Raw genomic sequence first — 16,350 nt, forward strand, 5'->3', positions numbered from 1 at the left:
GAGAAACCCCATGTTCTTTCATCACAAGAAGCTGATGTACACCGTGCGCGTGCGCGAATCCAACCCGCAGCTCGCCAGCCTCATGCTTGAACAGTTCGGCGGCCCGCAGGGCGAGCTTGCTGCCGCCATGCGCTACTTCACCCAGGGACTCGGCGAATGCGATCCAGGCCGCAAGGACCTGCTGATGGATATCGCCACCGAAGAGATCAGCCATCTGGAGATCATCGGCACCATCATCGCCATGCTCAACCGCGGGCCGAAGGCCATTCAGTCCGAAGGGCTTGCCGAGGCCGAGGATATGCGGCTGCTGGGGCAGAACAGCACCAGCCATACCGAGCAGATCCTGTACGGTGGCGGGCCGGCACTGGTCAATTCCAGCGGGGTGCCGTGGACAGCGGCCTACATCGACTCGATCGGGGAACCTACCGCCGATCTGCGCTCGAACATCGCTGCGGAAGCGCGCGCCAAGCTGGTGTATGAGCGCCTGATCAACGTCACCGATGACCCCGGCATCAAGGATGCGCTGCGTTTCCTGATGACGCGCGAGATCGCGCACATGAAGTCATTCGAGAAGGCGCTGCACAGCATCCAGCCCAACTTCCCGCCGGGCAAGCTGCCGGGGGACCCTGCGTTCACCGATCTGTACATGGACATGTCGCAGGGCGACGGCGCCGACGACCTGCAGGGCAGCTGGAACGGCGGCGAGCTATGGGAGCGGGTCAGCGACCGCGAGGCACAGTCCGCTGTGGATGGTGGCGACGGCGGCGGCACGGTGGACCTGGACGCGCGCGAACAAGCGGCGGTGCAGGCCATGACCCTGCGTACACTCTCCGACCCGGAAGCGCGGCCGACCACCGGGGCCGAGCTGGGGGCCGGCCCGGGCGCGGGAGCACTGGACCTGCCACCACGCGAGCCATGAAAGGGCTGGGGCGCCCATCTGCGGCGCCCCAGTGGCGAAGCCCCTGATCAGCGTCAAGGCGTACGAAAGTGGGCGGACATCACGTCCGCCCACGAAGAGGTACATCTGGCTTCAGCCGCGATCAGCGCTGCTGGCCACCGCGGTTGTTGCCGCCGCCGCGTTCCTGCTGTTGCTGCCCGCCGCCCTGGTTGCCGCCCTGGTTTCCACCCCCGCGGCTGTTCTGGCCGCCTTCGCGGCCGATGTCCGCCATGTGCTGGCGATCCTGGCTCACCGCTTCGCCACCCTTGCGGCCGGCTTCGCGTGCTTCTTCCGAGCTGAATTCATGGGCGTTGCCTGATTCGTGCGCGGCACGTCCACCCTTGGCGGCGATCTCGCGCTGCTTGTCCTCGTCCATCGAAGCGAAACCGCGGTTGCTGTTGCCCTGGTTCTGGTTCTGGTTGGCCATGGAAAGTCTCCCTGGGTTGAGCCGCCCGACTGGCGGCAGGGACCATCTTCCAGATCCGGCGCTAGACCGCGGTGGCATGACCGCCAACGTGGCGTCATCCGGAAGCCCACGATTCCTCATCCGGTCTCCACGAAACGTGGTGCACGCGCGTGTGCGCCCGCAGGCGCGCCCGCCGCGCTCGAGCACGTGTCAAGGCGATGCGGCGGGCCCGCGCCTCAACTCGACGCAGCCTCTACGCCGGCCTCACTGCACATACGACCCGCGACGCTAAGGTAGAGCTGTCTGCAACAACCGGTGGTGCCATGCCTTTTCGTGCGATTGCCTATGTGAGTGAAGCGTCCCGAAGCCTGACCGAAGAGCGGCTGCAACGGCTTGTGGCCGAAGCGGTGCAGTTCAACGAATCCGTCGATGTCACCGGCACGTTGCTGTTCGACGGCTCGCGCTTCCTGCAGTATCTGGAGGGCCCGGAGGCCGGGACCAATGCGGCGTACACGCGCATTCTCGCGGCCGGCAGCCACAGTGGGATCGTCGAGCTGAACCGGGGCAGGGTGGGGCGCCGGCAGTTTCCGCACTGGCGGATGCGCAGCGTGCGGGTGGATGAGCTCGCGCTTGGAAAGATCGCCGTCTCCGACTGGACCGGCTTCGTGCGCAGCGCGTCGGCGCTGGAGTCGGGCGCCAGTGCACTGGATCGTCTGCTGTCGGTCTCACAGTTGCAGACGGATGCAGGTGCGGGAGAGACCCTGGAACCGTACGGGCAGCTGGTACGATGACGGCGGCGGCCGCCCCGCGTGCATCCGCTCCACTGCGTGTCGGCTGTGCGGGCTGGTCGCTGCCGCGCGCGGATCAGGAAGCGTTCGGCGCGGGCGACAGCGCGCTGCAGCGCTACGCCACACGCCTGCCGATGGTGGAGATCAACTCATCCTTCTATCGACCGCACCAGGCCAGGACCTATGCGCGATGGGCGGCGAGCGTGCCGGAGGGCTTCCGGTTCGCGGTGAAACTGCCGCGAGAGATCAGCCATGAGCGTCGGCTGCGCGACGCAATGCAACCGCTCGAGCGGTTCCTCGAAGGCGTGCTGGAGCTGGGTGAAAAGCTCGGGCCGTTACTGCTGCAGTTGCCGCCGAGCCTGGTGTACGACACGGCCACGGCCAGAGCATTCCTGCGGGGCCTGCGCGCGCGTACCCAAGCCGATGTGGCGTGCGAGCCGCGCCACCCGAGTTGGTTCACGCCGGAAGTGGATGCGCTTCTGAGCGCGCATGGCGTGGCACGGGTTGCCGCGGATCCGGCACGTGTGCCGGCGGCAGCGACGCCCGGCGGTGACCGCGCGTGGAGCTACTGGCGCTGGCACGGCCAGCCACAGATCTATCGCAGCGCCTACGACGAACCCACCCTTGCCCACCTTGCGCGGCAGCTGCTGGCCGAGGCCGAGGCGAAACGACCCGCCTGGTTCGTACTGGACAACACCGCACTGGGTCACGCCACCGGCAACGCCCTGCACCTGCAGGCGCTGCTGCAGGAGAAGGAACATGCCTGAAGGCCCTTCGATCGTCCTGCTGCGCGAAGCAGCGAGCCACTTCAAGGGGCACGTGGTCCGCGCCGTCTCCGGGAACAGCCGGGTCGACCTGTCGCCGCTGCAGGGCCGAAGGGTCAAGGCGGTCCGCAGTTGGGGCAAGCACTTCCTGCTGGAATTCAGCCGCCACACACTGCGTATCCATCTGATGATGTTCGGCAGCTGGCGCATCGACGAACGGAAGCCAACCCCGCCGCGTGTATCCCTGCGGTTCGACAATGGCGAGCTGAACTTCTATGCGTGTTCCGTGCGGCTGATCGACGAGCCGTTGGACGAGGTCTACGACTGGCGCGCGGACGTGATGAACGATGCCTGGGATCCGAAGCTGGCCCGGCGCAAGCTGAAGGCAATGCCGGACGTCATGGTCTGTGATGCGCTTCTGGACCAGACGGTCTTTGCCGGCGTGGGCAACATCATCAAGAACGAGGTGCTGTTCCGAATAGGCGTGCACCCCGCCACGCGGCTGGGCGACCTGCCACCGCGCAGGCTCACCGCGCTGATCACGCAGGCCCGCGCCTACAGCTTTGATTTCCTGCAGTGGAAGCGCCGCTTCGAGTTGAAAAAGCACTGGCAGGTACACACGCGCAGGATCTGCCCGGCATGCGGCGGCCCGATCAGCAAGCTTTACATGGGAACCACCCGGCGGCGCACGTTCTTCTGCCCGAACGACCAGGTGCTGTACGAACCCTGAGGCCGCCGTCCATGGCGGCCGGCTTCGGGTCGCGTCGATCAGGCGGCTTGTGCTGCCTTGGCATTGCCGCCGCCCTTGGCCAGCAGGGTGAGCTTCTCGTCGGTGGCCTTCTCTTCCTCAAGCGTCTCCAGCAGCAGCGGAAGGGCGTCCTTGTAGCCCAGCTGCTTGGCCAGCGCGGCGATGGTGCCGTAGGACGCGATCTCGTAATGCTCGACCTTCTGCGCGCCGCCGATCAGGGCGGCATCGCGCACAGGGCCCTTGTCGATGCTGTCGATCACTTCCTTGCCTTCCTCCACCAGACCTTCCATCGCCGCGCACTTGATGCGTTTCAGCCGGATGCCGAGAACCTCCACCACCTGGTCGATGCGCTCGATCTGGCCCTGGGTTTCTTCCAGGTGCGTTTCAAACGCTGTGGCCAGGTCAGGGTTCTCGGCCGCACGGGCCAGGCGCGGGAGGGCCTTGGTCAGCTGCTTTTCGGCGCTGTAGATATCCGAGAGTTCGTGGATGAACAGGTCTTCCGCTGTCTTGATAGCCATGCTGGGCTCCGCTGTGAGTGGAGCGCTCAGAGTAGGTCCCGCCCGGTTGCGATCAGGCGGGGGCCAGGTGAAGGCGGCATGTGAACGCCAAAGCGAACCCTGCGCGTTGTCTTCACGAGGTGGCGTCTGTCGCCCGCCTGCCGCAGTCCCGATACCAGCAGGCCTTCGCCATCGCTTCACGGTGGCATCGCCTGGTGCCCATGGGCCGACCGGTACGGTCACTTCACGCCCGATCACGCGTGGAGACTCCCATGAGCGATGACAAGAAGAACACTGGCAGCCCGGACCGGGATCGCATCAACGTCAACGAAGACTATGAACTGCAGTACTGGACCACGACGCTGGGTGTGTCAGCCGAGGAACTTCGGGCCGCGGTCGCCGAGGTCGGGCCCACCGCCGCTGCTGTACGCAAGCATTTGGGAAAGTAGCGCGGAGCTGCCCATGTCACTGGTCGAGTACCGCCGCAAGCGTCGTTTTGACCAGACCAGGGAGCCCGAGCCGGGCAAGGCGCTGCCAGAAGGCCAACGCGCCATTTTCGTGGTGCAGTTGCATCATGCCAGCCGCAGGCACTACGACTTCCGTCTGCAGGTGGGTGACGCGCTGAAGAGCTGGGCCGTTCCCAAGGGCCCCAGCTACGACCCGAAGGTCAAGCGCATGGCGGTGGAGGTGGAGGATCATCCCGTCGACTACGCAGCATTTGAAGGCGAGATTCCCAAAGGCCAGTATGGCGGCGGACATGTCGCCCAGTTCGACCACGGTGTGTGGGCCACGCAGGGCGACCCGGAAGCCCAGCTCGCCAAGGGCCATCTACGCTTCGAGCTGTTCGGCGCCAAGCTCAAGGGTGGATGGCATCTGGTCCGTTCCGGCAAGCCTGCGCGCCAGCCACAGTGGCTGCTGTTCAAGGATGACGATGAATTTGCCAGCGACATCGAGGCAGACGATCTGCTGGCGGATGTTGCTGTAGCGCCCCCGGAGGACCTGAAGCGTGCCGGGGCCGGAAAGACCGCGAGGAAGAGACTCACGGTCGTACCCCCCACACGCACCCGACGAAAGAACTGGGCGAAGAAGGCCCTGGCGCTCAGCAAAGCGAAAAAGGCGGCAGCGCCGTCCGGGCCGTTTGAGCCGCAGTTGGCCAAGCTGGGCGACGCGCCGCCCCAGGGCGGGCAGTGGGTGCATGAGATCAAATGGGATGGATACCGCATCCTTGCTACGGTGGCTGAGGGCAACGTGCAGCTGTGGTCGCGGAACGCACTGGAATGGACCGGCAAGCTGCCTGAAATACGTGAAGCGATCGCGGCACTGGGGCTCACCTCGGCGGCACTGGACGGTGAGCTCATCGCCGGCGCCGGCACCAAGGAAGACTTCAACCTGCTGCAGGCCACGCTCTCCGGCGAGCGGCAGGGCGTCCTGACGTATGCATTGTTCGATCTGCTGCATCTTGATGGCGTGGACATCGCCGATGCGCCCTTGCTGGAACGCAAGGCCCTGCTGCACTCCGTGCTGGAGGGGCAGGGCAGGCCATTGGCGTTCAGTTCGCATGTGCAGGGGGATGGCGACGAGGCCTATCGCCTGGCCGGTGAGCAGCACTTCGAAGGCATCATTTCCAAGCGCGCTGATCGCAGCTACCACAGCGGCCGCAGTGAGGATTGGCGCAAGACCAAACAGCTGGCCAGCGACGAGTTCGCGGTGGTCGGATACACCGCGCCGAAGGGCAGCCGCACCGGGTTCGGCTCGCTGCTGCTGGCGCGGCCAGACCCGAAACATGGCTGGCTCTACGTCGGCCGCGTCGGGTCCGGGTTCTCGGACGAACTGATCGGCGAAGTCAGCAGGCGCATCGAAGGCGGCGGCGGCCGCAAGCCGACGGCGCACGTGCCCACCCAGGACACCGACCTTCGCGCCGCGACCTGGTTCGCACCGCGTTTCGTTGTGGAGGTCTTCTATCGCGGGATTGGCGGGCAGAAGCTGTTGCGCCAGGCATCGCTGAAGGCGGTACGGGCGGACAAGGACATCGCCGATCTCGAAGATTCCGATCGCGCCGGAAAGGCCCCGGCTGCGGGTGGCACGCATGCACCCTCGCGACCCGGGCGCAGGGCGAAAAAATCACCCGCTACCGGCCGCACACCGCCCGCGCTTTCGTCCCCCGGCAAGATCCTGTTTCCTGGCGATGGCTACACCAAGCAGGAGGTATGGGACTACTACGCAGCAGTGATGGAGCACCTCCTGCCCGAGGTGGTTGATCGTCCGCTGTCGATCATCCGATGCCCCAGCGGCACCGCAAAGCCCTGCTTCTTCCAGAAACACCACACAGCCGGGCTGGAACTGGTCGATCCGGTAAGGCTGAAGGAGGAAAGCGGCATCAACGCCCATTACCTGGTGGTGCGTGACGCGGCCAGCCTGCTTGAACTGGTGCAGTTCAACGCGTTGGAGTTCCACCCTTGGGGCAGCCACGCCGAAGCGCCCGACAAGGCCGACCGGGTGGTGTTCGATCTGGATCCAGGGCCGGACGTACCCTTTGCAGAGGTCAAGAAGGCGGCAACCGACATCCGCAGACTGCTGGCGCAGCTGGAGCTGGAATCGTTCCTGCGTGTATCCGGCGGCAAGGGCCTGCACGTGGTGGTGCCGCTCAACCCGGGATGCGACTGGGACCTGACCAAGCGCTTTGCGAAGGGCTTCGCCGATGCGCTGGCGCAATCCGAGCCCCAGCGATTCCTGGCAACGGCCACCAAAAGCCTCCGCAACAAGCGGATCTTCGTCGACTACCTGCGCAACGGGCGCGGTGCCACGGCAGTCGCGTCCTACTCGCTGCGGGCGCGGCCGGGCGCACCGGTCGCGTTGCCGATCGCCTGGGGCGATCTGGCGAAACTCAAGCGCGCAGACGCGTTCACGATCAAGGACGTGCCAGCAAAGCTCAAGCGGCGGCGCAAAGACCCCTGGGCCGGCATCGGGGAAGTGAAACAGAATCTGGCGCGCTGGGCGCAGGCAGACCCGTAGCCCGCGCCTACGCGTCGGATCCCTGGGCGCTGCCGGGCAGGACATGATCGCATTCGACCAGCCGCGCGTTGCTGACCGTCTGGCGCGAAGGACAAGCGCCGCATACCAGCGTCGTTCCACCGGGCACCGCCCCCAACGCGTCCCCCGACAACTGTGTAATCCCGCCGCAGGTGTTGCAGCGCACGCGAATGGACCTGACGCGCTCAATACCCTGCACGCCGGAAACAGCGTCCAGCTCCAGAACATGGAAAAGGCCGGTATTGGGCATGGGGCGCTCCCGAGTCATCTGGCCCAAGCGTAAACGATCCATGGCATGGGGGGTGTAGGCGTCCTGCATGCCGTTTGTCAGCTGGAACCCAACTGATTCACAAAATGCACATGATGGGAACAACTGCGGGGCGCAGGTGGCCTATCCTACGGCCACGGAATCTGGGGGGATTCGCTACAGGAGCAGCCAATGCCGATCAGGGCAGTCGCATACGTCAGCGAAGCGGGCCCAGCCGTTGCTGGTGATCCGTTCGGTCTGGGCAGCGGAAAGCTCGACGATCTGGTCGATGATGCCGCCCGCTTCAACCGCAGTGCCGGCGTCACCGGCGTCCTGCTGTTCGACGGCAGCCGCTTCCTGCAGTACATGGAGGGGCCCGAAGACGGCTTGAGGGTGGCGTATTCGCGGGTGGTGGGCGCCTCCAGCCATACCGGGCTCATCGAGTTGCAGCGCGGCAGGGTGGGCAACCGGCGGCTCCCGTTCTGGCCGATGCGCTGGCTGCCCACCCAACCCGAGCAGTTGAAGCTTCTTGCCCGCGCGGACTGGTCAGGGTTCGCCCAGCACAGCGGTGACGATGCGCCAACCGAGACGGCGATGGATATCCTGGCCAGGTTGGTGGAACCCTACGCGGTCGCGGCGTGATCCACCGGCCTAGCGGCCTCCATAGCGCGCCGCCCATGGAATCTCTCCGCTGCACGCGTTGAGGTGCCCGGTGCGCATCACGCAATACAGCCGGGCCTCCGGGTCTGCACTGGCAGCAATGTAGTCCAGTGCCTCGGCAAGCATGCGGACGAACTGCTGCTCGGGGTAGAACGCTGCCCAGGTCGGCAGCAGTTCGTCCAGTTGCGCGATCATCAGATCGATTTCCAGGTGCGTGCTCACTGCTTGATCCTCCTTCCAGGCACGTTAGCTACCACGCTGCAAGCAGAGAGTTGCGGTTCGCAGAGGCGACACAGGCGTGTTGCCCACGCAGCGCTCACCTGGCCTTGACCATGGCGTTGATCGTCGCAGCGCGTGAGCATCATCTGCACGGCCGCGCCACCCTCGTTTCACCCGGCAAGGCGTATCAGAGAGGCCTCCCAGCTGAAGCTGCAAGGATCCCTTTCATGTCCGAACCGTTCCCGCGCGCCAGCTTATGGTCAGCTGACACCGAGTCGCATTGCTTCCGCCCCCTTGCCGGCACGACGCGCGCGGACGTGCTGGTGGTGGGCGCCGGCATGACCGGCCTGCTGACAGCGGCCCGCCTGGCGGATAGCGGCCTGGATGTGCTGGTGGTCGATGCAGGGCCCATCGGCGGGCGTAATACGGTGATGTCCACGGGCAATCTTTACGCGCCCGTCTCCCGGCTGGCAGAACTGGTCTCGCGCTGGGGCGGCGACACGGCCAGTCGCATCGTGCAGTGGCGGCAGCAGGCGCTGCGCGCCATCGAGACGCTGGTTCATCGCTACGATCTGCGTTGCGGCTTCGAACGCGTGGCCATGCAGTACGGCATGCAGGAGCGCACGCGCGAGGTGACGACGCGATTCGAGCGTGAACTTCATGCCTATCAGCGCGTAGGCCTGCAGTGCGAACACCAGCAGTCCGGGCTGCCATTCGCATTGGGCCACGCGTTCCGTGTTCCCGATCAGGCGCAGTTGGATCCGGCGGCCTTCTGCAGGGAGCTGGCGCGACACCTGGTGGGCCGGGTGCGCATCCACGACTGGACCCAGATCAACAGCATCGAGGCATCAGCAGGCATTGCCACCGCCCTTGGCGGCCGCATCCATGCCAGGCACTTCGTGCTCGCCACCCACTCGCCAGCAGGGTTCAACCTGGTGCAGGCCGAGATGGAGGTGTACCGGGAGTACGGCGTGGCGGTGCCGGTTGCCAATCCGCCAGCGGCAGGTATCCATTGGATCGCCGATCGGCACCGCTCGCTGCGCGGGGTGCGCGGTACTGATGGCCGCGACTGGCTGGTGCTGGTCGGCGAGACACATCGCACCGGCGAAACCCCGGTGATGGATCCGGCACAGCATCTGGTCGCCGACGCGCGTCGCAACTTCACCGTGCAGGGCGAACCGCTGTGCTGGTCGGCGCAGCAGTTCCGTGCAGCCGACCAGCTGCCCTACATCGGCAGCAGCGCGCACGACAATGTGTGGGTCGCCACCGGCTATGGTCCCGATGGCTTGACCTGGGCGGGCGTGGCCGCTCGTGCGATCACCGAGGGAATCATAGGCACGACCAGCGAGATCGAGAAGCTGCTAAGCCCCATGCGCTTCACGCCAGTGCGTTCGGCGGCCGGCTGGGCCCGTACCAATGGCACAGTCGCACGGCACATGGTGGGAGATCGACTTGGCGCTGCGCCGTCGCACTCACCCAGCGAGTTAAGCCGTGGCTGTGGTGCACTGCTGGACGTGAATGGAAAGCGGACCGCCGTCTACCGCGATGAGCACGGCCAGCTGCACGCGATGTCGGCGCTGTGCCCGCACCTCAAGTGCGTTGTCCAATGGAATGGCCATGAACGCACATGGGATTGCCCATGCCATGGCAGCCGCTTTTCCGCCACCGGGGCGCTGCTGGAAGGCCCCGCCCGGCAGGGCCTCACGCCAGAACCGCTGCAGGCAGAGCAGCCGCTGCAGCGGTGACCCTCAGGCTTCGGCGGCCGCATCCGCCTCGCAGGGCATGCAGCGTTCCTTCTTGGACTTGATGTCTGCAGCGGTCTTCGCCAATGCCTCGTAACGCTGGCGAATCTCTTCAAGGTGCGCCGGTTCCATCGACTCCAGGTTCAACAACTCCTGGTTGGCGTCCTTGCTGACCCGGATCAGTTCATCCAGCTTGATGTGCAGCGCGGCCGTATCGGCATTCTGCGTATGCTGGATCAGGAACACCATCAGGAAGGTCACGATGGTCGTTCCCGTGTTCACCACCAGCTGCCACGTATCATTGAAGTGGAAGGCCGGCCCGCTGGCGGCCCAGGTGATGATCACCCCCAGCGCCGCGACGAATGCGCCCAGGCTGCCGGACAATCGTGCCGTCGCGGCCGCGACCCGGGCGAAGCCGCGCCGGATCACTCGTCACCTCCCGCGGCCTCCTCATCCGTTCGACGATCTGGCAGCCTGACCCGCTCACCCAGGCGCTTGGCCTGCTCTTCCGGCGTTGGCGCGGCGACGAAGGGGGAGATCGGATCACTGGCAGGGAAGGTTTCCTGCAGCGCTTCGTCATGATTGCGGTGGTTGTGCAGCTTTGCCTGCAGCGGGCTGACAGGATCGGGGCGCTGCGCTTCCGCGTCCGGGTGGGGGAGGTCTTTCTGATCGCGTTGCATGGTGAATCTCCAGGTTGATCACCACCCCTCAGGTGGCGGGCCCAGCATAGGAGTGCGCTGTGAGCGGCCCCATCAAGGGCGGGGCAACGTGGCGTCAAACCTTCAGGCAACACGCGTTAACAATCAGCAGGGCGGGGCAGCGTAGCGCTCAACGCGACGCCGCCCTGCCATCGCTCCATCCCCTACACCGGGCGTCTGTAGCCCGTTCGCCGGTCAGACCCTGCTCATATAGCGCTGTGCCGGCTGGGCACGCGAAAGCCCCGGCGCCATCGCCTTGCGTGCGTGCTCGAAGGCGTCCCACTCAGCGATGTCCGGAAGCGCCGGAATGGTCACGCGTTCGCCCTGCGCCAGCCCGGCCAGGGATGCATCCACCATGTCCTCGGCGCTCATCACGATGCCCTGCGGCAGGTGCTCCACCGGCAGGCCGGAGAGGTGCCAGAAGTCTGTTGCGGTAGCCCCCGGCAGCACAACCTGGACGCGCACGCCCTTGTCGGCCAGCTCATGGTGGAGCGACTGCGAAAACGCCAGAACGAACGCCTTGCTTCCCGCGTAGACGCCGTTGAGCAGCTCGGGCGCCAATGCGACGATGGAGGCGATGTTGATGATCGTGCCCTGGCCATGGGCCACGAACACCGGGGCGGCGGCGTAGGCCAGACGCACCGCGGCGTTCACGTTGAGCGTGATCATGCGCTCCATCTCGCCGATGTCCGACTGCAGCAGGGGAGTCGTGGCGCCGATGCCGGCATTGTTGACCAGCAGTCGGATATCCGCTCGGTCTCGAATGACGCTCTCAACTTCGGCAAGCCCGACGGAGGTGGTCAGGTCGGCCGCGACAATGTCCACTGCGCGGCCGGTGCTGCGGGCCAGTGCTTCGGCCAGTTGGCGCAGGCGGTCGCCGCGTCGCGCAACCAGGATCAGGTCATGGCCGGCGCGGGCCAGGCGATCGGCATAGATCGCGCCGATGCCGGACGATGCGCCGGTGATGAGAGCGGTGCCTTGAGGGGTAGGGTTGTTCACGGTGGTCAGTCCGAAGCGGCGGGCGTCGCCGGGGTCAGGGCCAAATCTAGGCCGGCTTGTGAATGGCGTAAATGTCGTATATACCTCGTTTACGGCCATCCCTGAAAAACCGCCATGCTCAGTGTTGGATTTGTTCTGCCATCCGGGTTCCAGACCATGGCGATCGCGGCTGCGTCCGCCTTCGAACTGGCGAATGCCACCGAAGGCGCGCGCCTTTACGATCTGCACATGCTCTCCGAACAGGGCGGGCTGGTGCCCAGCTCGCTTGGCATGGCCATGCAGACGGCGCCGCTGGCGCAGCAGCCGCTGGAAACCTTGATCGTGGCCGGCCTGCTGGAGCCAGCACCGTCCACCGGCACGCTGATCGAACTGATCCGCCAGGGGGCCACGCGCGCGCGCCGGACCGCGTCGGTGTGCACAGGCGCCTTCATTCTTGGCGAGGCGGGGCTGCTGGACGGGCGGCGCGCCACCACGCACTGGTTCCACGCCCGTGCGCTCAAGCAGTGCTTTCCGGCCGCGCAGGTGGAGGAAGATCGCATCTTCATCACCGATGGCCCGATCTGGACTTCCGCCGGCATGAGCGCGGGGCTGGACCTGGCGCTTGGCTTGATCGAGAACGACTTCGGTGCGGAGTTGTCCAGGGCGGTGGCCCGGAAGCTGGTGGTCTACCACCGCCGTGGAGGCGGGCAGTCCCAGCATTCGGTGCTGCTCGAGCTGGATGCCCGGTCCGATCGCATCCAGAATGCGCTGACCTTTGCGCGTGGCAACCTGCGCGCCACCTTGTCGGTTGAAGAACTGGCGCAGGCCGCACATCTCAGCACCCGTCAGTTCAGTCGCGCGTTCCGCGAAGAAACCGGGCAATCCCCTGCTAAGGCGGTGGAGAGCCTGCGCGTGGAGGCCGCTCGCGTGCTGATCGAGCAGAGCCGCTACACGATGGATGAAGTCGCGGCCGAAACGGGCTTCGTTGACACCGAACGCATGCGAAGAGCGTTCCTGCGCGCCTTCGGCCAGCCCCCGCAGTCCCTGCGGCGCAACGCGCGGGGCGGGGCGGACTGAGTTCGTCTTTGCGGGGACCTGTGCGGAGCCGAGCCATGCCTGGCTGCCGATGTCCGACAAGAAAGGGCCCGCATGGAGGCGGCACCCTGCAGGATGAAACGGGCTCCGGCGCAGTGCCGGAGCCCCCTGTTGCTCACTTTTCCTGCAGGAACGTCAGCAAGTCCTGGTTGACCTTGTCCTTGTGGGTGTCGGTCAGGCCATGCGGCGCACCCGGGTAGACAATCAGCCTGGCGCCCTTGATGAGCTTTGCCGACTGGCGGCCCGAGATATCGATCGGTACGATCTGGTCGTCATCACCGTGGATGACCAGCGTTGGCACATCGAACTTCTTCAGGTCCGCGCGGAAGTCGGTGGCCGAGAACGCAGCGATCGAATCGTAGGTGTTCTTGTGGCCGCCCTGCATGCCCTGCGCCCACCACGCATCGATCAGCCCCTGCGACACCTTCGCGCCCGGGCGGTTGAAGCCATAGAACGGGCCCGACGGAATGTCCTTGTACAACTGGGCGCGGTTATCCATCTGTGCCTTGCGGATGCCATCGAACACTTCGATCGGCAGGCCGTTGGGGTTGTCGGCGGTCTTCAGCATGAACGGCGGCACCGAGCTGATCAGCACGGCCTTCTTCACCCGCCCGGTGCCATGCCGGCCGATGTAGCGTGCCACTTCGCCGCCACCGGTGGAGAAGCCCACCAGGGTGACATCGTGCAGGTCCAGCGTATTGATCACCGCGGCCAGGTCATCGGCGTAGTGATCCATGTCGTTGCCGTCCCACGGCTGGCTGGAACGACCGTGGCCACGACGGTCATGCGCGATCACGCGGTAGCCATGATTGGCCAGGAAGATCATCTGCGATTCCCAGCTGTCCGAATTCAACGGCCAGCCGTGGCTGAAGGTCACGACCGGGCCGTCCTTCGGACCCCAGTCCTTGTAGTACAGCTGCACGCCATCGGCGGTGGTGATGTAGCTGGCGGTGCGCGCGATGGCGGTGACCGCCGCCGGCTTGGCCGGCTCGGCGGCCTGTGCGGACAGGCCGGCCTGGACCGAGAGGGCGAGGGCGGCAACGGCCAGTGAGCGGGCGAGGGTATTCATGCGGGAACTCTCATGGGTGGGTGGTGAGACGTACTTTGCGCCTGCAATCAGGCGTCCGGGTGATGCACTGTCCGGATTTCTTGATAGATCGTCTTGCACCGATGTGCTCGCACGAATCGCCCGCCACCGCCTGTTGACGAGGGAGAATGATCGTTCTACCTTGTGGCCATGAGCAAGGCCACCACCGACACCCAACAGAAGATCCTGGCCACGGCCGAGGCACTGATCTACCAGAACGGGATCCACGCCACCGGCATGGACCTGCTGGTGAAGACCTCGGGCGTGGCGCGGAAGAGCATCTACCGCCATTTCCAGAACAAGGACGAGGTGGCCGCTGCTGCGCTCAGGGCGCGCGATGTGCGTTGGCTGGCCTGGTTCCGGCAGGAGTGCGACAAGGCCGACACCCCGGAAGCGCGCATCCTCGGCATGTTCACCGTGCTCAAGAGCTGGTTTCAGTCCGAGGGCTATCGCGGTTGCGCGTTCATCAATACCGCGGGCGAGGTCGGCGACCCTGCCGATCCGATCCGGGAGATCGCGCGTGATCACAAACAGAAGTTGCTCGATTACACGCTGGAACTTACCGAACAACTGGATGTGGAGCAGCCGGCGGTCCTGGCACGCCAGCTGCTGGTCCTGATGGAAGGCGCCATCACCCTGTCGCACGTGATGGGTGATCTCGACGCCGCAGACACTGCGAAGGATGTCGCGAAGCTGCTGTTGGAACAGGCCAGGCGCTAGCGCCTGGGTACGCCAGATCCCTTGAAGCAACCCGTGTATCCATTTCGATTGGAGGCCCCCCCGTGTCCGCTGAACAACCCCGTCCGCCGCTTCCTCCGTTCACCCTTGAATCGGCCACGCTGAAGGTGCGCCTTGCCGAGGATGGCTGGAACTCCCGCGATGCCGACAGGGTGTCGCTTGCCTACTCGCTCGACACCCAGTGGCGTAACCGCGCCGAGTTCACCAATGGCCGGGAGGAAGCCCGGCAGTTCCTGGCACGCAAATGGAACAAGGAGCTCGAGTACCGCCTGATCAAAGAGCTCTGGGCCTTTACCGAAAACCGCATTGCTGTCCGCTACGCGTACGAATGGCACGACGACTCCGGCAACTGGTTCCGTTCCTATGGAAATGAGAACTGGGAATTCGGCGCCGATGGCCTGATGCAACGCCGCTTCTCGTGCATCAACGACCTGCCGATCAAGGAAAGCGACCGCAAGTTCCATTGGCCGCTGGGGCGTCGCCCGGATGATCACCCGGGGTTGTCTGAGCTGGGTATGTGAGTTGCCGGGTAAGGGCATGCAAGCCCGTAACGGTGACTGCACCAGCGGGCGTTGCCGTGCAGGGCTATGGCACATCCGGCCTCAAAACAGGCAAGGATTGCCACTGGTCCTGCCGCGACACAAAGCAGAACGGATCCTGACCGAACCGGTCGGGAGGATTGACCCAGCTGGCATCCCACGTATTATGCGACGAACTACTCCGTTAATTAATGGAAGCCACAATGCGCATCGCCACTGCTGAAGCTGGGTGTACCCGACAGACCCGCCAATCCGGCCCTTCCCTCAAGAAGAAGGTCGGCCTGGTGCTTCTGGCGCTGGTAGCCGCCTATTGGATCTCCTTTCCCTTCGTCGCTTTGCTCGACATCCCCTACAAGGCCCTGATCATCAGCAGCCTTGTGGTGCTCGGCGAAGCGCTGTTCCTGATCGCGGTCGCCTTGATTGGAAAAGAGTACTGGGGGCGAATCAAGAGTGGAACACGTTCGCTGCTGGCGCGCGTAGGGGTGGGGCGACGTCGGTAGTATCACGCTTGGCACTTCGAATGCCGCTGAAGCGTCCACCCGCCCCGATACCGTTCCGAAAGAAGCAAACAATGGCTCGAATCCGTAACGACAAACTCCACGAAGAGCGCCGCGCTCAGATCCTGGAGGCCGCCGCCAGCGTCTTCCGCGAAAAGGGCTTTCATGCGGCACGTACGGAAGATATCTGCACCCAGGCCGAGATGAGTGCTGGTGCAGTGTTCCGTTACTTCAAGGACAAGCGCGAGATGATCGATGCCATCGTCTCTCGGGAAATCTCCAGCTACGCAAACGATGCCAAGGCGCTCGTGAGCCGGGAAGGTCTCGAGTGGCTGGCCCGGGCGAGCTCCGAGGAACTGAAGGAGCGCTGGAGGGAGTCTGACAACGGTCTCGGCCTGGACGCCTGGATGGAACTGGTTCGCGATCCCGACCGTCATCGGGAGATGCTGGCGCTGGATGTGGCGACGCGAAAGGAACTGGCACGCACGCTGGAATCGGGCATTGCTGAAGGATGGGTCCGGCCCGGAATCGACCCCGAAGGCACGGCGTCACTGATTGTCACGGTGACAAACGGGTTGTGGCTTGAGCAGTCGTTGAAAAAGACCGCGGATGTGGAGCAGTCAGCCAAAGCCGTCCGCGACTTCCTCAGGAACCACGTGCTGAAAGCATGATCATTCCCA

Annotated in this window: 21 protein-coding genes; 13 read left to right on the forward strand and 8 right to left on the reverse strand. The window is 65.1% G+C overall.

Going from position 1 to position 16,350, the window contains the following annotated elements:
* The first annotated feature begins 10 nt into the window (after positions 1 to 10).
* Complete coding sequence (locus AC5P5R_RS03775) at positions 11 to 919, forward strand: manganese catalase family protein (RefSeq protein ID WP_100438556.1); 909 nt, start codon at positions 11 to 13, stop codon at positions 917 to 919.
* Positions 920 to 1,040: 121 nt separating this feature from the next.
* On the opposite strand, the gene AC5P5R_RS03780 is transcribed toward AC5P5R_RS03775, so the two are convergent.
* Entirely contained in the window at positions 1,041 to 1,364 is a 324-nt protein-coding gene (locus AC5P5R_RS03780) for a KGG domain-containing protein (protein WP_005409695.1), read from the reverse strand.
* 302 nt (positions 1,365 to 1,666) lie between these two features.
* Here AC5P5R_RS03780 and AC5P5R_RS03785 point away from each other — a divergent pair, with 302 nt between their 5' ends.
* From AC5P5R_RS03785 to AC5P5R_RS03795, 3 genes are read left to right on the forward strand one after another with little or no spacing between them, the layout of a single operon-like run.
* Positions 1,667 to 2,134, forward strand: a complete 468-nt coding sequence (locus tag AC5P5R_RS03785) for a BLUF domain-containing protein (protein ID WP_100438555.1) — start codon at positions 1,667 to 1,669, stop codon at positions 2,132 to 2,134.
* Positions 2,131 to 2,898, forward strand: a complete 768-nt coding sequence (locus AC5P5R_RS03790) for a DUF72 domain-containing protein (RefSeq protein ID WP_005413471.1) — start codon at positions 2,131 to 2,133, stop codon at positions 2,896 to 2,898. The genes AC5P5R_RS03785 and AC5P5R_RS03790 overlap by 4 nt, the downstream gene beginning before the upstream one ends.
* The gene (locus AC5P5R_RS03795; RefSeq protein WP_012480284.1) at positions 2,891 to 3,625 is read left to right on the forward strand and encodes a DNA-formamidopyrimidine glycosylase family protein; all 735 of its coding nucleotides are present in this window, start codon (positions 2,891 to 2,893) and stop codon (positions 3,623 to 3,625) included. The genes AC5P5R_RS03790 and AC5P5R_RS03795 overlap by 8 nt, the downstream gene beginning before the upstream one ends.
* Positions 3,626 to 3,663: 38 nt before the next feature.
* On the opposite strand, the gene AC5P5R_RS03800 is transcribed toward AC5P5R_RS03795, so the two are convergent.
* Complete coding sequence (locus tag AC5P5R_RS03800) at positions 3,664 to 4,161, reverse strand: YciE/YciF ferroxidase family protein (protein WP_005409691.1); 498 nt, start codon at positions 4,159 to 4,161, stop codon at positions 3,664 to 3,666.
* A gap of 251 nt (positions 4,162 to 4,412) precedes the next feature.
* On the opposite strand from AC5P5R_RS03800, the gene AC5P5R_RS03805 reads away from it, so the two are divergent.
* Entirely contained in the window at positions 4,413 to 4,589 is a 177-nt protein-coding gene (locus AC5P5R_RS03805; RefSeq protein ID WP_005409690.1) for a DUF3606 domain-containing protein, read from the forward strand.
* A 13-nt stretch (positions 4,590 to 4,602) separates the two neighbouring features.
* Entirely contained in the window at positions 4,603 to 7,152 is a 2,550-nt protein-coding gene (gene ligD, locus AC5P5R_RS03810) for a DNA ligase D (RefSeq protein WP_100438554.1), read from the forward strand.
* A gap of 7 nt (positions 7,153 to 7,159) precedes the next feature.
* Here ligD and AC5P5R_RS03815 read toward each other — a convergent pair whose 3' ends face one another.
* Positions 7,160 to 7,420: a hypothetical protein gene (locus AC5P5R_RS03815; protein WP_224482002.1), complete on the reverse strand. Its 261-nt coding sequence runs from the start codon at positions 7,418 to 7,420 to the stop codon at positions 7,160 to 7,162.
* A gap of 189 nt (positions 7,421 to 7,609) precedes the next feature.
* Here AC5P5R_RS03815 and AC5P5R_RS03820 point away from each other — a divergent pair, with 189 nt between their 5' ends.
* Positions 7,610 to 8,059 carry a BLUF domain-containing protein gene (locus tag AC5P5R_RS03820; protein ID WP_005409687.1) on the forward strand — a complete coding sequence of 150 codons (450 nt, stop codon included), beginning with the start codon at positions 7,610 to 7,612 and terminating at the stop codon, positions 8,057 to 8,059.
* Positions 8,060 to 8,068: 9 nt separating this feature from the next.
* Here AC5P5R_RS03820 and AC5P5R_RS03825 read toward each other — a convergent pair whose 3' ends face one another.
* A complete protein-coding gene (locus AC5P5R_RS03825) occupies positions 8,069 to 8,299 on the reverse strand; it encodes a hypothetical protein (RefSeq protein ID WP_005409686.1) in 231 nt (76 codons plus the stop codon).
* 224 nt (positions 8,300 to 8,523) lie between these two features.
* Here AC5P5R_RS03825 and AC5P5R_RS03830 point away from each other — a divergent pair, with 224 nt between their 5' ends.
* On the forward strand, positions 8,524 to 10,041 hold the full coding sequence (locus tag AC5P5R_RS03830; protein WP_100438553.1) for an FAD-dependent oxidoreductase: 1,518 nt from the start codon (positions 8,524 to 8,526) through the stop codon (positions 10,039 to 10,041).
* Between the two features lie 3 nt (positions 10,042 to 10,044).
* Here AC5P5R_RS03830 and AC5P5R_RS03835 read toward each other — a convergent pair whose 3' ends face one another.
* From AC5P5R_RS03835 to AC5P5R_RS03845, 3 genes are all read right to left on the reverse strand, one after another.
* Positions 10,045 to 10,467: a low affinity iron permease family protein gene (locus AC5P5R_RS03835; protein WP_005409684.1), complete on the reverse strand. Its 423-nt coding sequence runs from the start codon at positions 10,465 to 10,467 to the stop codon at positions 10,045 to 10,047.
* Complete coding sequence (locus tag AC5P5R_RS03840) at positions 10,464 to 10,718, reverse strand: hypothetical protein (RefSeq protein ID WP_005409683.1); 255 nt, start codon at positions 10,716 to 10,718, stop codon at positions 10,464 to 10,466. Before AC5P5R_RS03840 ends, AC5P5R_RS03835 begins: the two co-directional genes overlap by 4 nt.
* 213 nt (positions 10,719 to 10,931) lie before the next feature.
* Positions 10,932 to 11,963 carry an SDR family NAD(P)-dependent oxidoreductase gene (locus AC5P5R_RS03845; RefSeq protein WP_231914941.1) on the reverse strand — a complete coding sequence of 344 codons (1,032 nt, stop codon included), beginning with the start codon at positions 11,961 to 11,963 and terminating at the stop codon, positions 10,932 to 10,934.
* On the opposite strand from AC5P5R_RS03845, the gene AC5P5R_RS03850 reads away from it, so the two are divergent.
* A complete protein-coding gene (locus tag AC5P5R_RS03850) occupies positions 11,964 to 12,791 on the forward strand; it encodes a GlxA family transcriptional regulator (RefSeq protein WP_235646376.1) in 828 nt (275 codons plus the stop codon).
* Positions 12,792 to 12,924: 133 nt separating this feature from the next.
* Here AC5P5R_RS03850 and AC5P5R_RS03855 read toward each other — a convergent pair whose 3' ends face one another.
* Positions 12,925 to 13,878: an alpha/beta fold hydrolase gene (locus tag AC5P5R_RS03855; protein WP_100438551.1), complete on the reverse strand. Its 954-nt coding sequence runs from the start codon at positions 13,876 to 13,878 to the stop codon at positions 12,925 to 12,927.
* A gap of 168 nt (positions 13,879 to 14,046) precedes the next feature.
* Between AC5P5R_RS03855 and AC5P5R_RS03860 the strand changes: the two genes are divergently transcribed.
* The 4 genes from AC5P5R_RS03860 (at position 14,047) to AC5P5R_RS03875 (ending at position 16,341) form a co-directional block, all read left to right on the forward strand.
* Positions 14,047 to 14,616, forward strand: coding sequence for a TetR/AcrR family transcriptional regulator (locus AC5P5R_RS03860; RefSeq protein ID WP_100438550.1), 570 nt, complete (start codon positions 14,047 to 14,049; stop codon positions 14,614 to 14,616).
* A 62-nt stretch (positions 14,617 to 14,678) separates the two neighbouring features.
* The gene (locus AC5P5R_RS03865; protein ID WP_088436469.1) at positions 14,679 to 15,155 is read left to right on the forward strand and encodes a nuclear transport factor 2 family protein; all 477 of its coding nucleotides are present in this window, start codon (positions 14,679 to 14,681) and stop codon (positions 15,153 to 15,155) included.
* A gap of 221 nt (positions 15,156 to 15,376) precedes the next feature.
* On the forward strand, positions 15,377 to 15,673 hold the full coding sequence (locus AC5P5R_RS03870) for a transporter suffix domain-containing protein (RefSeq protein WP_100438549.1): 297 nt from the start codon (positions 15,377 to 15,379) through the stop codon (positions 15,671 to 15,673).
* A 71-nt stretch (positions 15,674 to 15,744) separates the two neighbouring features.
* Complete coding sequence (locus tag AC5P5R_RS03875) at positions 15,745 to 16,341, forward strand: TetR/AcrR family transcriptional regulator (RefSeq protein ID WP_100438548.1); 597 nt, start codon at positions 15,745 to 15,747, stop codon at positions 16,339 to 16,341.
* Positions 16,342 to 16,350 lie beyond the last annotated feature (9 nt).

It is taken from the genome of Stenotrophomonas sp. YJH_SMC_19 (genome assembly GCF_059367915.1).

Bases quoted from the DNA above. Each gene is read 5' to 3' on its own strand.
- AC5P5R_RS03775 (WP_100438556.1), top strand. From the start codon at position 11: ATGTTCTTTCATCACAAGAAGCTGATGTACACCGTGCGCGTGCGCGAA.
- AC5P5R_RS03780 (WP_005409695.1), bottom strand. From the start codon at position 1,364: ATGGCCAACCAGAACCAGAACCAGGGCAACAGCAACCGCGGTTTCGCT.
- AC5P5R_RS03785 (WP_100438555.1), top strand. From the start codon at position 1,667: ATGCCTTTTCGTGCGATTGCCTATGTGAGTGAAGCGTCCCGAAGCCTG.
- AC5P5R_RS03790 (WP_005413471.1), top strand. From the start codon at position 2,131: ATGACGGCGGCGGCCGCCCCGCGTGCATCCGCTCCACTGCGTGTCGGC.
- AC5P5R_RS03795 (WP_012480284.1), top strand. From the start codon at position 2,891: ATGCCTGAAGGCCCTTCGATCGTCCTGCTGCGCGAAGCAGCGAGCCAC.
- AC5P5R_RS03800 (WP_005409691.1), bottom strand. From the start codon at position 4,161: ATGGCTATCAAGACAGCGGAAGACCTGTTCATCCACGAACTCTCGGAT.
- AC5P5R_RS03805 (WP_005409690.1), top strand. From the start codon at position 4,413: ATGAGCGATGACAAGAAGAACACTGGCAGCCCGGACCGGGATCGCATC.
- ligD (WP_100438554.1), top strand. From the start codon at position 4,603: ATGTCACTGGTCGAGTACCGCCGCAAGCGTCGTTTTGACCAGACCAGG.
- AC5P5R_RS03815 (WP_224482002.1), bottom strand. From the start codon at position 7,420: ATGCCCAATACCGGCCTTTTCCATGTTCTGGAGCTGGACGCTGTTTCC.
- AC5P5R_RS03820 (WP_005409687.1), top strand. From the start codon at position 7,610: ATGCCGATCAGGGCAGTCGCATACGTCAGCGAAGCGGGCCCAGCCGTT.
- AC5P5R_RS03830 (WP_100438553.1), top strand. From the start codon at position 8,524: ATGTCCGAACCGTTCCCGCGCGCCAGCTTATGGTCAGCTGACACCGAG.
- AC5P5R_RS03840 (WP_005409683.1), bottom strand. From the start codon at position 10,718: ATGCAACGCGATCAGAAAGACCTCCCCCACCCGGACGCGGAAGCGCAG.
- AC5P5R_RS03850 (WP_235646376.1), top strand. From the start codon at position 11,964: ATGCTCTCCGAACAGGGCGGGCTGGTGCCCAGCTCGCTTGGCATGGCC.
- AC5P5R_RS03855 (WP_100438551.1), bottom strand. From the start codon at position 13,878: ATGAATACCCTCGCCCGCTCACTGGCCGTTGCCGCCCTCGCCCTCTCG.
- AC5P5R_RS03860 (WP_100438550.1), top strand. From the start codon at position 14,047: ATGAGCAAGGCCACCACCGACACCCAACAGAAGATCCTGGCCACGGCC.
- AC5P5R_RS03870 (WP_100438549.1), top strand. From the start codon at position 15,377: ATGCGCATCGCCACTGCTGAAGCTGGGTGTACCCGACAGACCCGCCAA.
- AC5P5R_RS03875 (WP_100438548.1), top strand. From the start codon at position 15,745: ATGGCTCGAATCCGTAACGACAAACTCCACGAAGAGCGCCGCGCTCAG.